Annotated in this window: 12 protein-coding genes; 7 read left to right on the forward strand and 5 right to left on the reverse strand. The window is 63.6% G+C overall.

Going from position 1 to position 12,584, the window contains the following annotated elements; translation table 11 throughout:
- Positions 1-157: 157 nt before the first annotated feature.
- Positions 158-1,561 (forward strand): helix-turn-helix transcriptional regulator, encoded by a 1,404-nt coding sequence (locus A37U_RS44945; protein ID WP_051111719.1) that lies wholly within the window; start codon positions 158-160, stop codon positions 1,559-1,561.
- Between the two features lie 35 nt (positions 1,562-1,596).
- On the opposite strand, the gene A37U_RS50010 is transcribed toward A37U_RS44945, so the two are convergent.
- The 4 genes from A37U_RS50010 to A37U_RS0123640 form a co-directional block, all read right to left on the reverse strand.
- Positions 1,597-2,652, reverse strand: coding sequence for a DUF3644 domain-containing protein (locus tag A37U_RS50010; RefSeq protein WP_083933782.1), 1,056 nt, complete (start codon positions 2,650-2,652; stop codon positions 1,597-1,599).
- A gap of 213 nt (positions 2,653-2,865) precedes the next feature.
- On the reverse strand, positions 2,866-3,222 hold the full coding sequence (locus tag A37U_RS0123630; RefSeq protein WP_020499143.1) for a hypothetical protein: 357 nt from the start codon (positions 3,220-3,222) through the stop codon (positions 2,866-2,868).
- On the reverse strand, positions 3,216-4,778 hold the full coding sequence (locus tag A37U_RS0123635) for a hypothetical protein (protein ID WP_020499144.1): 1,563 nt from the start codon (positions 4,776-4,778) through the stop codon (positions 3,216-3,218). Before A37U_RS0123635 ends, A37U_RS0123630 begins: the two co-directional genes overlap by 7 nt.
- Before the next feature lie 130 nt (positions 4,779-4,908).
- Positions 4,909-5,325, reverse strand: a complete 417-nt coding sequence (locus tag A37U_RS0123640; RefSeq protein WP_020499145.1) for a helix-turn-helix domain-containing protein — start codon at positions 5,323-5,325, stop codon at positions 4,909-4,911.
- A 157-nt stretch (positions 5,326-5,482) separates the two neighbouring features.
- Between A37U_RS0123640 and A37U_RS0123645 the strand changes: the two genes are divergently transcribed.
- The 6 genes from A37U_RS0123645 to A37U_RS0123670 all read left to right on the forward strand — a co-directional run bounded on the left by A37U_RS0123645 (position 5,483) and on the right by A37U_RS0123670 (position 11,072).
- Positions 5,483-5,686 (forward strand): helix-turn-helix domain-containing protein, encoded by a 204-nt coding sequence (locus tag A37U_RS0123645; RefSeq protein WP_240437661.1) that lies wholly within the window; start codon positions 5,483-5,485, stop codon positions 5,684-5,686.
- The gene (locus A37U_RS0123650) at positions 5,686-6,030 is read left to right on the forward strand and encodes a WhiB family transcriptional regulator (RefSeq protein WP_020499147.1); all 345 of its coding nucleotides are present in this window, start codon (positions 5,686-5,688) and stop codon (positions 6,028-6,030) included. The genes A37U_RS0123645 and A37U_RS0123650 overlap by 1 nt, the downstream gene beginning before the upstream one ends.
- Positions 6,030-6,365 carry a hypothetical protein gene (locus tag A37U_RS0123655; protein WP_020499148.1) on the forward strand — a complete coding sequence of 112 codons (336 nt, stop codon included), beginning with the start codon at positions 6,030-6,032 and terminating at the stop codon, positions 6,363-6,365. Before A37U_RS0123650 ends, A37U_RS0123655 begins: the two co-directional genes overlap by 1 nt.
- Positions 6,362-7,015, forward strand: a complete 654-nt coding sequence (locus A37U_RS44950) for a hypothetical protein (RefSeq protein ID WP_157182995.1) — start codon at positions 6,362-6,364, stop codon at positions 7,013-7,015. The genes A37U_RS0123655 and A37U_RS44950 overlap by 4 nt, the downstream gene beginning before the upstream one ends.
- Positions 7,012-9,123, forward strand: a complete 2,112-nt coding sequence (locus tag A37U_RS0123665) for an FtsK/SpoIIIE domain-containing protein (protein WP_020499150.1) — start codon at positions 7,012-7,014, stop codon at positions 9,121-9,123. The genes A37U_RS44950 and A37U_RS0123665 overlap by 4 nt, the downstream gene beginning before the upstream one ends.
- A 143-nt stretch (positions 9,124-9,266) precedes the next feature.
- The gene (locus A37U_RS0123670; RefSeq protein WP_020499152.1) at positions 9,267-11,072 is read left to right on the forward strand and encodes a recombinase family protein; all 1,806 of its coding nucleotides are present in this window, start codon (positions 9,267-9,269) and stop codon (positions 11,070-11,072) included.
- A 127-nt stretch (positions 11,073-11,199) separates the two neighbouring features.
- On the opposite strand, the gene A37U_RS49140 is transcribed toward A37U_RS0123670, so the two are convergent.
- Positions 11,200-12,171: an IS30 family transposase gene (locus A37U_RS49140; RefSeq protein WP_083933786.1), complete on the reverse strand. Its 972-nt coding sequence runs from the start codon at positions 12,169-12,171 to the stop codon at positions 11,200-11,202.
- Positions 12,172-12,584: the final 413 nt, after the last annotated feature.

A 12,584-nucleotide genomic window follows, 5' to 3' on the forward strand; every position in this document is an offset into this window, starting at 1 on the left:
CAAGAACGCCGTTCCTGTTGCGCCTTCCCAGCACCGGGGTGTCGGGTTCCACTCAACTTGCCCGAGGACGATTACCCCATGGCGGAAACGTCGGATTTTCGACGCAGCAACGTCGCACTATCACGGTTGAACTGCGCTGACGTGTACTATTTTAGACATGGCTGTCGCACATCGGCGCGCGTTCGCCACGGCCCGGAAGGCTGCCGGGCACACTCAGGAGAGCCTTGCCGGATCGCTGTACGTGGACCGCTCGACGGTGATCAGGTGGGAAGCGGGGGAAACCACACCGGTTGCGTATCTCTGGCCGAAGCTGGCCAGGACGCTCGGTGTGTCCTCGGACCGGCTACAGGACTTGCTTGCTGCGCCCAACCCTGACGGTAGGCCGCTGTCGGGTCTGGCGTCCGCGTGTGCCTGGATCGACGCACACGCCGGGTGGAAGCCGGGTACGGCCGGGGAGAAGGTTGCGGATCGCCGGTCGCGACTGGACGCGTCCAGCGTGTACGAGCGCAGTAGGCGCCGTTCGAACATGAGGCGACAAGCTGCGGCACAAGCACTCGCCGACTACTACGGCGCCGACGCACTCCATACGTTCCATTTCGGCGAGACGGAGCTTGCGACGACAATCGCCACGCGGCCGGAATGGACCGACAGCGCGCAGCGCGCCGCACGATTCGACGGGCTGGACGATGAACATGGGCTTGTGCTTGATGGTGCAGCGGCCCGAGTGGCGGTAGAACGGCTCGCCGAAGGTCTCGTGCTCGACGTTCGGTTCGCCGATGCTCCGATCTATCGCCTGCTCGGCATCGAGGGCGAACCGACCTTCGGCCTCGCGCGGTTCGCCGAGTACGCGCTGACGACTGATCTACTTGAGGCAGAACTTGCGGACTGCCTGGCAGGGCACGGAACGATGCCGCTGCGCGATCGTTGGCTACCGGATCTGGCGGCTATGTTCGACCTCCGGACACGACTGTGTGCGGGTGGTGTGGCCACGCTGTGCGCGTTCGCCCGTCCAGCCGACACACGGCGATCGGAACCGGACTACGCCCTTGTCGTGCAGAAGCGTTCCGGGCACGTGGTGAATGCGACCGGCAAGCTTGCCGTCGTCCCGAAAGGCTTCCATCAGCCGATGACTGACCCGCGCGCCGACGTGGCGATAGAGGACACCGTGCGGCGCGAGCTGGAAGAGGAGCTGTTCGCGCGCGCGGACGTGGACAACACACTCGGCGAAACCCGCGCCGCTGACCCCATGCACCCAAGTCGCCTCTCCGAGCCCATGCGATGGCTGACCGAGCACAACGCTCTCCGCATCGAACAGACCGGCTTCGGTATCAACCTCGTCAGCGGAAATTACGAGTTCGCCACCCTCGCCGTGGTAGACGATCCAGAATTCTGGACCCGATACGGCGGCGCCATCGAAGCCAACTGGGAAGCCGACGGCCTGCGACTCTACTCGACCCGTGACCGCGCTGGCCTCTCCGAACTGATCGGAAACGACTCATGGAGCAATGAAGGCCTACATGCGCTATTGCAGGGCCTTGTATTACTCCAACGGGGAAAGTAAATTGAGTCTCCGAATGTGGGCTAATTGAAAAGATATCACCACGGACGAGGTTTTGGTGGTTTGTTGTTGCGTTTTTCTAAATTCGCAAGCCTTGCCCTAGAGCCATTTTTTGAGCCATACTCCTTAATGGCCCACGATATCTCACCATCGGTGAGGTTCTTAATGAAAGGGATAACGTCACCCGACCAACGGAAGCGTCCGGTGTCTAGTTCCTTCCAGCAGTATCGTGGATCATTACGGAGGCCGTACTCGCTCGTGATGGCTTGAAATTTGTAGCCGTTTATTTTTCGGTCTTCGGGTAGCTTTGTGAGGATATGGCTTTGCCGGTATGGGTAAGAATCATTCGGGTCAACTGGTTTCTGAATGACGGACCCGTCGATATCCTCGTCACTCGAAATTGCAACGACAATGTCAGCATCAGCCACTTTTTTCTTCGATTGAAGCGTGACCGAATAAAGCGTGAGCAGCCGATCGCTCGCTATTCCTGTGGCTTCAAGTTCACCCTCAACGCGTTTCAATTCCCGAAGATAGTCTTGTACAGCACGGCTCCTTTTCGCACCAGCTTCTTCACTTGGCTTCTTTAGGTACTCAATCGGGTCGATTGGCGAGCGCGTGCCCAGCGGTATGATCTGCCATGACATTTCATCTGCAATGTCTTTGTTGAATACCCTACTTGCTATATCTCGGAAGTTGTATATCGCGGTTTGCGCAAGTGAGTATAGCACGACGCCGAAGTTGCTTTCATTGTAGAAATGTACGGCATTGTCTCGGTATAGGCTCATCATTTCTACGTTCTTGATAATCGCCTCACCGCTGATACCTGAAGGCCAGGTGTCTAGTTCTATGGCACGTTTCGCTGCGTCGTCAAGGCTGAGCGTACGATATGCCCCATGTCTTTTCTTTCGATAGTAAATCGACTTTTTGTTCTTTGATATGATTGCCTTAAATAACAATTCCCATGCGTTTGTTAAAAGTATGATGGTTACTTCATCTCGATAGGCAAATCGTGGCTTGTTGTACACTTCGATTGCCGCAAGCATTGCTGAAATTGCATTTCCGATTAGTTTCCTGCTCGAACCTGAGTAGTTCATACTTGCTCCGAGAGTCGTTGGTGTGACGCATCTGTTTCTCGGATATCTCCAAGGTTCAGTTACAAGGCGATGTGGAGCGCAACCGAACTGTGATCTTTGGTGAAGCGGCAGTCATGAAAGAGTTACGGGTAGTAAGCGGAATCACGCGAGGTTCTCGGAAAGAGTAGGGGCACTAAAACCAATCGACAGATTGGTTGTGCAGCTATCGTTGCCTCACGAGCCAGATGGCCAACGGACGGTCATGATGGTGGTGTCTTCGAGGGCTTCCCAGGAGTGGTCGATGCCCGGTCCCCACAATACGTAGTCGCCTTGTTCGGAGAGGGTGACGCTCTCGGTGGTGAGGTCGAGGCGGAACCGGCCGGAGATGAGCAGTAGGAGGGTGGTGCGCTGGTCGTCCGTGGTCCACCCGGCGCGCTTGTCGCCTGCTGGGTGGTTGAACCACTTGACCTCTACGTCTTGGGAGTGGCGCACGCCTTCGGCGGGGTCGATGAAGTGGCCGAGTATCCAGCCGCGTGTGTGTTCCCCGTCTGTGGCGGCGTTGCCGCTGTGCCAGTTGGCACCGGTCACCATAGCTCCCATTCGATCGCCGGTAAGTCGACTCGTTCGCCGCCGAGCTGGGCGAGTCGACGCAGCCCTTGCAGGTAGGCGAAGAGTCCTTCGTTGCTCCACGCTATCTCACCGGCGAGCTCGGCCACCTGGTCCCGGTCGAGGGTGGAGACTTGCCGTAGACCGGACGCTTCCCAGTTGGCTTCGAGTGCTCCGCCGTGCTCGGTCCAGAACTGTTCGTCGTCGATGACGATCAGGCCGGGGAACTCGTAGTTTCCGCTGATCAGGTTGTATCCGAAGCCGGTGCACTCGATCCGGAGTGCGTTGGATTCGGCCAGCCCCCGCATCGGCGCGGACAGTCGGGAGGGGTGCATGGGGTCGGCGTGCCGGTCCTCGGCGATGGTGTTGTCGATGTCGCTGCGGCCGAACAGTTCTTCTTCCATCTCGCGCAGCAGGGTCGCGCCGAGTTGGGCATCGGTGCGGTAGTCGGTCATGGGCTGGTGGAAGCCCTTCGGGATGACCGCGAGCCGCCGCGCTGCGTTGAGCACGCGCCCGGAGCGTTCCTGGATCATGAGCACGTAGTCCGGACGTGGACGCAGCAGACTTGCCGGACGCGCGATGGCGCACAGCGCGAGGGTTCCGCCCGCGCATAGCCGATTGCTCACGTCGAGCACGGCGCCGAAATCGGGCAGGTAGCGGTCCCGCAAGGGGAGCTGGCCGGGAGCCACGGGCCGGTTGTCCGCGAGTGCGTCCACGGTCTCGGCTTCGAGTAGATCCGTGGTCAGGGCGTACCGGGCGAACCGGTCCACGCCGAGTTGCCCGCCGATCGAACCGGCGCACACATCCGTGCTGTCCAGCCGGTAGAGCGGCATGTCCACGAGTTGAACGTTGACCGTCAGCGCCTCGGCGAGCCGCGCCACGGCCTGCTCGGCGGCGCTGTCATCGAGTGCCGGTTCCGGAGCGGGAGCAGTAGTCACGGCCAACCGATCCGCCGCTCCGAGCAGCGGCGCGGCAAGGTCGAGCCATTCGGCACTGGTCAGGACCGTGGTTGCGGTCTCGGTATCGCCGATCCGCGCGCCGTAGCGGCCGTATCCCTCCGGCGCGTCGCCGTAGTAGCTGGCCAGCGCCCAGACGAGTTGCTGTTGGCTGACCTGTGCACGGCGCTGACCCCGGTCGTGTAGGGCCTGGCTGTCGAGCTCGGCGAGCTGCGCGGCGACCTTCGCGCGCGCTTGCCCTGCCGACCACGTTGCGGCCTGGTCGAGCCATTCGAGCGCGCGCCCGATGTGCGGGTCTTCCACCAGTCGATGCGCGCCGCCGAGGCTCGGCTCTATGGTCGGCGACGATCCGGTCCCGGTGGCTTCGTGGAATTGTCGGCGCACGTCCTCGGGGGCTTGTTCGAGCGCTGTATCGAGCACTTGTTGCGCGACGTTCATCGGCACCATGTCCGGCTTCCGCCGCCAGTCGGCAACCGATCGGGCGCTCACGCCGAGATGTTCCGCGAATGCTTCGTTCGTCAGCCTGAGGGCTGCTCGCAACTGATCGGCCGTCCGGCCGGTCCACTGCCACACGCGGTCAGCCATGAGCGCACCTGAGCTGCGGCGCTGCATCCCGGCTGCATGGAGACTGCACTGCGGCTGCGTCCTCGCTGCATGGTTGGTGAGCGCGATCCGACGTTGAATTATTGGCATGAAACACAGTCATCAGAAAACCTCAACGACCGGGTTTGCGGCGCTCGCTGAATCGCTCGACGACGTTCGCGACATTGGTATTGATTTCGTCGCTGACAATGCCGAGCCCGTCGAGCTTTTCCGTGATTTCCCGCAATTGGTGCTCGATCGCCGCGAGTCGCCCCGGTACGTCTTCGTCGCCGCGGACGACCGGCTCGGCGAGTTTCGGTGGCCGTTTGCCGGCCAGCACCGCGGCGAGGTGTCCGGGGTGCCAGTCGAGGGCGGTCGACAGCGCTTCGAGCGTGCGGTCGCTTCGCCGTCGCTGCGCGGTGTTGTGCTGAATCTCGGCGACCGTGGCGCGGGACACCTGCGACCGCGCGACGAGCTCGCGCTGGCTGAGGCCGAGCTCCGACAACCGCGCGTTGATCGCTCGTGCGACTGCCTGCCAACCCTGCGCCACGTATCCCTCCGCTCTCCGCCGTGACCGCGAGATTAGCGTGATCCGGTTTCCTTTCGTCAAATCTGGCTAGGCGCGTTGCGCGATCGCCAATCATTTATCTTTCAATGTCTTAAATCAGACACAAAATACGTCTGATTTCTATCAAAGGACTTCTCTCATGAATTCAAACAACAGGACCCTTGTGTCTGCTCACCGTGGACCGAACTACACATTTCGCCAGGTCGCCTCGCTGCTCGGGATCGAGCAGTGGCGGGTGCACCGGGCCGTCCGTCGCGGAGTGCTCCGGGCACACCGGGAACGCTCGCGACTGGTCATCCCGGCTCACGAGCTCGCCCGCGTGCTGAACGGGGGTGGTCGGTGATGGAACACCAGGACAGGTTGCGGCAGATCGCGGACCGGCTCGACCGGTTCGCGGAGGTGGAAACGGACAAGCTCGCCGAGGTGGTGGGCACCGAGGGCGCGTGCATGGTCGCGATGACCGAGCCGGAGCCGCCCGTGCTGACCGGTGAGGAGGTGACCGATCGGAACCTTGCCGAGCGGCTGTGCTCGGGCTGCATGTTCCAGGAAGCGTGCTTGGAATTGGAGTTGCGCTGGTCCGGGCCGGTTCAGGTCGGCGTGTTCGGCGCGCTGCCGGATGAGGATCGGCGGGACCTGTATCCGATCTGGCGGGCACGCCGCGCGCAGCAGTGGGGCGGTGACCGGTGATGGTGATCAGTCTGTCTCCGCTGGAGATCCTGGCCGGGCTCGGTGTACTGCTCGCTGTGGTGTTGGTGTGGCGGTCCAGTGTCCGCCGCGCGAAGCGGATTGCCACGGCGGCGCGGGAGAGCGCGAAGCTCGCCACTCTGGCGGGCCGGGTCGGTATCGCCGGGGCCATCCTCGGCGGCGTTCAGTGGGCGTTGATCGCGTACTCGGCGAACACGTACCTCCTGGTCGGCGCGCTCGGTATCCCTGACCTGTTAGCCGGGTACGTGCTGGCGCGGGCGTTGACCGTGACCACCGTCGACGGCGGGCGTAGTCGTCGGGGTGGTGGTCGCCGATGAGTAGCGAACGTGTGGAGCAGGTTCGGCGGCAGGTGGATCGGCTGTGCTGGGCCGGTATCGGGCTCGGGTTGGCGTTCACCATGACCAACGTGCAGCAGTTCGCCGCGAGCGGTGCGCGGGTGTGGTCGCTCGGGTGGTTCGCGGCGTGGTTGCTCGATCCGATGGTGTCACTGGTGTTGCTGGCGGTGCTGCGCGCCGAGCAGACCACGGCCTGGTACCGCATCGGCATGGGTGGCTGGGTGCGGGCAGCCAAGTGGTTCACGCTCGCGGCCACGTACGTCATGAACACCTGGGCCGCCTACGCATCCGGAAGCGCGGCACGGGTGGTGCTGCACTCGGTCCCACCGCTGGTCGTGTTCGTCGCCGCCGAAGCGGTCACGGTGCTACGCGACAAGCTCACCGAGGCCGCCACCAGCGAGGAACCGCGTGCGACCGAGCCGGTGAACGCCGAACCGGCCGTGAACGGTGGGCGTTCACGACGGACCTTCGCCGACTACCTCGCCGTCGCCGAGGCCGCATGGTCGGCCGAGGTCGAGGTGACTCCAGCGTGGGTGCGCGAGGTGACCGGATGCTCGCGCGGCTTGTCCTCGCGGCTGGCGGCCGAGGTCCGGGAGCGCATGAACACCGGTTCGAAGGGCGCGCGGTCATGAACGGCACCGAACCGGAACAGCCGAACACGGAAGTCGTGCCCGCCGTGCTCGACGGCGAATTCGTTAACGATGACGAGCCGAAGGCCGGTACCGCACAGCCGGAGCTACAGGCCGGGCAGATAGGCGGATGGCGGGTTCCGCCGTGGCTGTGTTCGTGGAAAGGCGTGCGCCGCGCGGTTCGGGAGCTGTTGACGCGGGCGGCGTGTTCGCCGGTCTGGTTCCTGCGAGCCACGGCGCGAGGTGCTGTGTTGTCGCTTCGCTCGTGGCGATCGTGGGTGAAGGTCACCGACTTCCGGGAGGCCGCCGAGACTTCGGAGAAGTTGGCGGACAAATGGACCGAGATACGCGCGCTGACGCTGTTTCGATGGAAGGTCACCGGGGCTGTGGCCGCCGTGGTGCTGCTCGTGGGGCTGGTTGGCTTCGTCATCTACGGGTGGTCGGCGGTGTGGACGCTGTCGGGCGTGGGTTCGGTGGCGTTGGCGGTCGCTGGTCGCCGTAAGGATGGTGCGCCCGGTCGTAAGGCTGTGCTGGCGGGTCCGCGTTCGCTGACGTGGACGATGGATCCTGGTGTGTTGGTGGATGCGTTTCGGGACGCGAAGCTGATCGGCAAGGATGAATGGCTGCGCCTGGTGGAACGTGCGAACCGGCAGGGTGACGGCTGGGCCGTGGTTGTGGACCTTCCGGCTACGCGCAAGGCGGCGGATGTGATCAAGCATCGTGAAGCCTTGGCGTCCGCGCTGGCGGTCGATGAGGTGCAGCTCATCGTGGACAGGGTGCGCGGCCGAGGCGGTCACGCTGGGCGGGTGGCGATGTGGGTTGCCGATGACGATCCGTACGCGAAACCGCCGATTCGAAACCCGCTCGTAGTCATGGAGTCGTGGAACGCATGGCAACCAGTGCCGTTCGGGCGGGACGCGCGGGACCGCAAGATCGACCTTCCGCTCGTGTGGACCTCACTGCTCGTGGGGGCGATTCCGAGGCAGGGCAAGACATTCGCCGCGCGCCTCGCGGCGGCCGGGCTGGTTCTCGATCCGTTCACGATGCTGTATGTCTATGACGGGAAGGGCGGGAAGGACTGGCGGGCGGCCGAGTCGGTGGCGCACCGGTTCGTGTCCGGCGACGAACCCGACCACGTAGAGGCTGTCTGGAACGGGCTTGTGGAGCTGGTTGCTGAGACACAGCGCCGGTTCGCCCGTATGGCCACCTTGGACGATGAGGTGTGCCCAGAGTCCAAGATCACCCCGACTATCTCGACAGATCGCGCGCTGGGCATGCCGATCACGGCCGTGATCATTGACGAGGTGCAGGTGTATCTCGAAGACACCACGAAGGTGGATGTCGGCGGGAAGAAGACCACGCTCGGCGCGTACATCGCCGACCTGTTGACGTACTTGGCGAAGAAGGGGCCAGCGGCCGGGATCGTGGTCATCCTCGCCACCCAGCGCCCGGACTCGACCACGATTCCGTCCCGGCTGCGTGCGGTGCTCGGTTCACGGTTCGCGTTGCGGGTGATGGATTGGCGGGACTCGAACATCATCCTTGGTGAGCAGATGAACGCCCGCGGATTCGACAGTTCCCGTCTGCTCGCGTCGCACAAGGGAGTCGGCATCTTACGCCCGGACGGCGAGACCGAAGCAGGGGACAACGTGCTCGCGATGACCGTGCGGACGTACTTTATGCCCAACGACGACTGGCGGGCGATCTGCGAACGCGGAAGGGAACTACGCGAACGCACGGGCACTCTGACCGGGCATGCCATCGGTCAGGAGCCCGCACCCGCGCTGGGTACCGCGAACATGGCCGGAGTCATCACGGCCAGCACGGCGGCAACCGAGGTACCCGAACCACTGGCGTCTGTCCTGGCCTACCTGAACGACCAGGAGGAGGAACGCGAGTTCATCCCCACGGCCGAGCTGGTCGAAGAACTCGACGTCGACCCGACCCAGTTCGCCGTAGCCATGGGCGAACTCGGGTGCTCACCAGTCCGGGACCGCATCACCGGAGAAGATGGCAAGCCCCGGCGCGTGCGCGGCTACCGAGTGTCTGATATCAGAGCTGCTGGCGAACAGGGCGATTCGCCGCGTGGTGGTGATGATGAGCCCGCGTAATCGTTCCGGTTCAGAGCTGCTACAGGTACGATTACCAGGAGAATTGCCGGAGTTGACGCAAGATGTGGCTAAGGCGCTGTTGAGATTGCTGATCGAGGCGGCAGAGGTACCCGTTCTCGATCCGGCAAGCGAGGAGGTGAACTGTGACCGCTGAAATCAGTCCCGCTGATGAGTGGGCGACGTTGGATGAACTGCTCGGCGTCGACACCGTGGTCGATGATGCTGCCGGGCTGGTTGGACGGGTGGCGTTCTATGGGCGTTGTTCGACGGAGGACAAGCAGGACCCCGAAACCTCGTACGGTTGGCAGCGCAGTAACGCGGCGAAGTTCGTAGAACCGCTCGGTGGGCAGATCGTCGCCGAGTACTTCGACGTTGATCAGTCCCGGTCGGTGACCTGGGAGCGTCGGGAGCACGGTTCGCGTTTGCTCGCTGGATTGAAGAATCCGGCGCGTGGCTGGGATGCGGTGGTCGTGGGGGAGGGGACCCGTTGTTGGTTCGGGAACCAGTTCTCGTTGACCGCGCCCCGCTTCGCCGCGCACGGGGTCGAGCTGTGGGTCCCCGAGCTCGGAGGCCGGTTCGATCCGCGCAACCCGTCGCACAAGATGCTCATGTCCGTGCTTGGCGGGATGTCTGAGTCGGAACGCCAACATGTACAGGCGCGTGTCCGGGCGGCGATGGATACGCAGGTGGTGAACGAAGGACGCCACCAAGGAGGGCGCGCACCTTATGGGTATGTCGCCGTCGATGGTGGTCCGCACCCGAACCCCAGCAAGGCGGCCGAGGGGCATCGGTTGCGGGTACTCGCTATCGATGAACCAGCCGCCGAAGTAGTGCGGCGCATCTTCGCCGAATACTTGGACGGTTCAGGGGATCGGGCTATCGCAGCGATGCTGAACCGGGATGGGATTCCGTGCCCGTCGGCGCATCGGCCGGAGCAGAACCGGCACCGGCATCGGGATGGTTGGCAGGCCAGTGCGATACGGGCGGTGTTGGAGAATCCGCGCTATACCGGCTATGCCGTGTTCGGCCGGAGCACGCGGCACGAGACGCTGATCGACCCCGAGGATGTCGCGGCCGGGTACACGACGCGGTTTCGGCGTGCGGAGTCTTCCACGGTCGTGCGCTCGCGTAAGCCTGCGCATCCGGCGGTCGTGAGTGTGGAGACCTTCACTCAAGCGCAGTTGCGTCGCCGTGGCCGATCGGCGGGCGGTATGGCAGGGATGGCCAAAACTGAGCGCACGCGGACGCGTGGCACACGGCCGTATCTGTTGCGGGGCTTGGTCCGGTGCGGGTTGTGTTCGCGGAAGATGCAAGCCGCCGCGATCCGGAACGGCGTGTACTACCGATGCCTGGCACGAACGCTCGCGCCAGGTTCTGCGGTGCTCGAAGATCATCCCAAGACGGTGAACCTGCGCGAGGATGTGGTTGCCGAGGCCCTGAACGGATGGATCGGACGGCTGTTCTCGCGGGAGAACCGAGACACGACGGTGCGCGCGCTTGCCGCCGTGCAAGGAACGGATCGAGGATCGGCGGCACAGCGCGCTTTGTTGGAGCGAACCGTGGCGGATGCGCGGGAACGGTTGCGGCGCAACCAAGCTGCCATCGACGCAGGAATCGATCCGGCTGCGATTGCCGAGGCGATGAACGAAGCCTACGCGGCCAAGCAGGTAGCCGAGGCCGAACTCGAAGCGCTTCCGAAGAATGGGAACGTCACCGAGGCGGAGATATACGCGATGATCGACTCATTCGGAGACGTGGACGACATTCTCGCCAACGCAAAACAGCCGAGCTTGGCTCGGCTGTACGAAAAAATTAGACCAACTGTGCGGTACGAACCGCGAGAAAACACCCTGTACATAGCGGGAAGTCCGCGTGTGTTTAGCGTGTGTGTCGGAGGGGTGCAGCACGCACTAGTAGCAGCATTCGCACCTCAACTGATGGCTGCGTAGACCTGTCCCAGCTGTCCCGACGGGAGCTGGCAGAGGGACAGCTGGCTGGGACGGGTGAGCTAGCGTTCTGATCTGGGGAAGCACTCTTGTCGGGACAGATTGGACAGGTGAACAGCACCCGGCGGATTCATCTGGTGGAAGCATGTGATGCGAGGAGTTCGGTGAACACTTCGCTGGGCTTTTTCCAGTCGTGGATCTTACGGGGCCGGTCGTTGATCTCGGCGGCGACGGTGGCGAGGTAGTCGCGGTCGCTGGTGATGGCGGTGCCCTTGGGGAAGTACTCGCGCACGATGCGGTTGAGGTTTTCGTTGGAGCCGCGTTGCCAGGGTGAGTGCGGGTGGGCGAAGTACACCGGGAACTGTTTGGCGGTGATCTCGCTGTGCCGGGCCATCTCGGCGCCGTAGTCCCAGGTCAGCGACCGTTTCAGCGAGGCAGGCAGTTCGCCGGCCATGGCGATGATGGCCTGTGAAACGGTCAGGGAGTCGCGTCCGGCAAGTGGCACCAGGATGAGGAATCGACTGGTGCGCTCGACCAGGGTGGCCACCGCCGAGCGCCCGTTCTTGCCGATGACGAGGTCGCCCTCCCAGTGGCCCGGAACGGCGCGACCCTCGGCCTCGGCCGGGCGTTCGTCGATCCAGGCGGGTTCGGCGATGCGGGGTGCGGGTGGTGTGCGTGGCCCGGATTTCCGGGCGGTGCGCCCGGATCGCAGCTGGATCAGTTCACGGTCCAGTGTGGACACGGGTTGGGCGTAGACCCAGGTGTAGATGGCTTCGTGCGACACCCGCACATCCTGCTCGCCACTGATATCGGCCGGCAACCGGCCCGCGATCGAGGCCGGTGACCAGCCACGACGCAACCAGTACCGCACGTAGGCAGACAGCCGCGCAACGCGATCGACCTTGAGTCGTTTCGGTCGGCTCCGAGCCGCGAGTGCTGCTTGGTCTGCTTGATGACTACGGTAGCTTTCCCGGCCGCCGTGACGGGCCACTTCTCGCGAGACCACCGACGGGTCACGCCCGATCCGACACGCGATCTCGACATACTCCAAGCCCTCGGCCACACCCCGAGAGATCTCTTCCCGGTCAGCCACAGTCAACATCTTCCGCACGGCAGGTCATCCTCACCCACCGAACACCAAGATCAACTGCTACCACCGACTGAACTCAAGCCCGTCCAATCTGTCCAAATCGAGCTCCGAGGATGCAAAAGGGAGTCCTAATCAGGCTCTTCCCAGATGAGGGTGTAGGTCGGCCGGGCGCGTCGGTCCGCAGATAGACGTCGAGGTCTCCCGACGATGGAGGTTCCTACGCCATCCATCCGAAAGACCTCGACGTGTCCGACGCTACCCCGCCGGCCGGGTTCGGCCGCCCTGACCTGACCGCCTTCGCGGCTCATCCCAATCGACCCTGATCGGGTCTGCTGACCCCCTCGACGAGAACGCAGCGACATCACAGCCACCCAACCCCGACCGTCCGGGAAGCCGGGGCACGTCACATGGCCTGTGCTGCGGGC

The organism is Sciscionella marina DSM 45152 (assembly GCF_000379465.1).
In the GTDB taxonomy this organism is placed as follows: Bacteria; Actinomycetota; Actinomycetes; order Mycobacteriales; family Pseudonocardiaceae; genus Sciscionella; species Sciscionella marina.

Excerpts from the sequence above, each read along its gene's own strand:
- A37U_RS44945 (WP_051111719.1), top strand. The coding sequence starts at position 158 with ATGGCTGTCGCACATCGGCGCGCGTTCGCCACGGCCCGGAAGGCTGCC.
- A37U_RS50010 (WP_083933782.1), bottom strand. The coding sequence starts at position 2,652 with ATGAACTACTCAGGTTCGAGCAGGAAACTAATCGGAAATGCAATTTCA.
- A37U_RS0123630 (WP_020499143.1), bottom strand. The coding sequence starts at position 3,222 with ATGGTGACCGGTGCCAACTGGCACAGCGGCAACGCCGCCACAGACGGG.
- A37U_RS0123635 (WP_020499144.1), bottom strand. The coding sequence starts at position 4,778 with ATGGCTGACCGCGTGTGGCAGTGGACCGGCCGGACGGCCGATCAGTTG.
- A37U_RS0123645 (WP_240437661.1), top strand. The coding sequence starts at position 5,483 with ATGAATTCAAACAACAGGACCCTTGTGTCTGCTCACCGTGGACCGAAC.
- A37U_RS0123650 (WP_020499147.1), top strand. The coding sequence starts at position 5,686 with ATGGAACACCAGGACAGGTTGCGGCAGATCGCGGACCGGCTCGACCGG.
- A37U_RS0123655 (WP_020499148.1), top strand. The coding sequence starts at position 6,030 with ATGGTGATCAGTCTGTCTCCGCTGGAGATCCTGGCCGGGCTCGGTGTA.
- A37U_RS44950 (WP_157182995.1), top strand. The coding sequence starts at position 6,362 with ATGAGTAGCGAACGTGTGGAGCAGGTTCGGCGGCAGGTGGATCGGCTG.
- A37U_RS0123665 (WP_020499150.1), top strand. The coding sequence starts at position 7,012 with ATGAACGGCACCGAACCGGAACAGCCGAACACGGAAGTCGTGCCCGCC.
- A37U_RS49140 (WP_083933786.1), bottom strand. The coding sequence starts at position 12,171 with ATGTTGACTGTGGCTGACCGGGAAGAGATCTCTCGGGGTGTGGCCGAG.